The following is a 2023-nucleotide window of genomic DNA, read 5'->3' as shown; positions in this document are numbered from 1 at the left end:
CGCGAGGAGCAATCGCATGCTCACGTCGCACCTCCGTCCCGCGTCCGGCGCCAGGGAACAGGCGCACGAGATCGCCTCGCTGCTGCTGCGCCATCAGCGGAGCTCTGCCGGTCCCGAACTGCCCGGGCGATGCCGGGAGTTACCCTGCCCCCGCTGCCGGGACACCCAGGCCGACGTGATCGAGGCGTTCGTCCTCGCCAACCGTCCCGTGCGTCTCGTACTGCCCGCCTTCCCCGGCAAGTCACCCAACCGCGCCAAGGTGCTGGGCACCCTCCCGGACATGGCCGAGGAACTGGCGCTCGGCTTCCTCGACTCCCTCACCGGACGGATCCGGCAGCTCTATCCGCCGGGCGCGGAGATCGTGATCTGCTCCGACGGCCGCGTCTTCAGCGACGCGGTGCGCATACCGGACGACGACATCACCGCCTACCACCGGGAGTTGCGCACGATGATCGCCGCGCTCCCGCACCGGGCCGTCTCGCTGTTCACCCTCGATGAGGTCCCCGAGTTCGCCGGGCTCGGTCACGACGACATGCGCACGGTTCTCACCGAACGCCATGCCGTGCCGCTCGACGAGCTCCGCGGCCGCGTGCGGCAGGGCGAGGACGTGCCGCTCTACCGGGCCATCACCCGCTTCCTCTTCGAAGACGGCAACACACCGGAATACACCGGAAGCAGGGCGGCACTGCAGCGGGACGCGCGGACGCGTGCCTACGTCGTCATCCAGCGCAGCAAGGCGTGGGGCGACTTCCTCGCCCGGCGATTCCCCGGCTCCGTCCGGCTCTCCATCCACCCCCAGCCCTGCTCCGCGGCGAAGCTGGGCATCCGGCTGGGCGAGTCCACCGGCGCCTGGCTCACCCCGTGGCACGGGGTCGCCGTGGACACCGGCGGACGGCTGGTGCTGATGAAGCGGGCGGAAGCCGAGGGGCTGGACTGCGATCTCGTCGAGCGCGGCGGCCGGCCCAGCCACTACGTGCTGCGTGCCCCGGCCCGCACCGCGCACGAGCGCGTCACCCACCGTCCGGCCCCGCATACGACAACCCCGCATACGACGACTCCGCGCGCGACCGCCGCCGCCGCACCCGCCGCACCGAAGGAGTGGTGAACCATGACCATCCAGACCCCGGCCCGCCCGCCCCTCGCCGGCTTCGGCGCCCTCATCGACGCCGGTTCGGCCTCGCCCGGAGAGTGCCTGGAGGAGCTGCCCGTCGGGGACCTGCGCGAACTGGTCCGCGCCCACCATCTGTTGCTCCTGCGGGGCTTCCCCGCCTTCGCGGACGCCGAGGAGCTGACCGCGTACTGCGCCCGCTGGGGCGAGATCAGCATGTGGCCCTTCGGCGCGGTGCTCGAGCTGCTCGAACACGAGAACCCCGCGGACCACATCTTCGACCACCGTCACGTGCCCCTGCACTGGGACGGCATGTACCGACCCCAGGTGCCGGAGTTCCAGTTCTTCCACTGTGTGAGCGCACCGGGGCACGACCAGGGCGGCGGGACGGTCTTCTCTCAGACCTCCGCCGTCCTCCGGGACGCGGAGCCCGCCGTACGGGCCCTGTGGGAGGAGGTCACCGGGACCTACCGCCGCAAGATGGAGTACTACGACAGCACCGCCGTCTCGCCGGTGGTGACCGCACACCCCGTCACCGGGGAGCCGGTGATCCGCTACAACGAACCGGTCGCTCCGGACGACGAGTTCATCAACCACCCCGACCTGGAGTTCACCGGCGTGCCCGCCGACCGGCTGGAAGAGTTCCACCGCGGTCTGCGAAGGGCCTTGCGCGCACCCGAGCACGCGTACACGCACCGGTGGCGCACGGGCGACCTCGTCATCGCCGACAACTACACACTGCTGCACGGCCGCGAGGCGTTCACCAGCCGCGCCCCGCGCCACCTGCGCCGGGTGCATGTACTCGGTGAGCCCGCGCTCGAGAATCCGGCGCTGCGCCCTGCTGGAGATCACTCGAACGGCTGAGCCCCGGCCACTCCGTCAGGAGTCCGCCCGAACGGCCGCCACAAGTTGGTG

The 2023-nt window shown here is 71.3% G+C and carries 2 protein-coding genes; both read left to right on the top strand.

Annotated elements, in window-relative coordinates; genetic code table 11:
* The coding region (locus ACRDP3_RS26290; RefSeq protein WP_431519499.1) for an L-tyrosine/L-tryptophan isonitrile synthase family protein at positions 1-1105 on the top strand (1105 nt) is incomplete at its 5' end.
* 3 nt (positions 1106-1108) lie between these two features.
* Positions 1109-1972 (top strand): TauD/TfdA dioxygenase family protein, encoded by an 864-nt coding sequence (locus tag ACRDP3_RS26285; protein ID WP_431519498.1) that lies wholly within the window; start codon positions 1109-1111, stop codon positions 1970-1972.
* The last annotated feature ends 51 nt before the right edge of the window (positions 1973-2023 follow it).

The organism is Streptomyces sp., from assembly GCF_050698815.1.
Lineage (GTDB): Bacteria > Actinomycetota > Actinomycetes > Streptomycetales > Streptomycetaceae > Streptomyces.
The sequence above is the reverse complement of the archived record's forward strand: the minus strand, read 5'-3'. Positions and strand labels throughout refer to the sequence as shown.

Bases quoted from the DNA above. Each gene is read 5' to 3' on its own strand.
- ACRDP3_RS26285 (WP_431519498.1), top strand. From the start codon at position 1,109: ATGACCATCCAGACCCCGGCCCGCCCGCCCCTCGCCGGCTTCGGCGCC.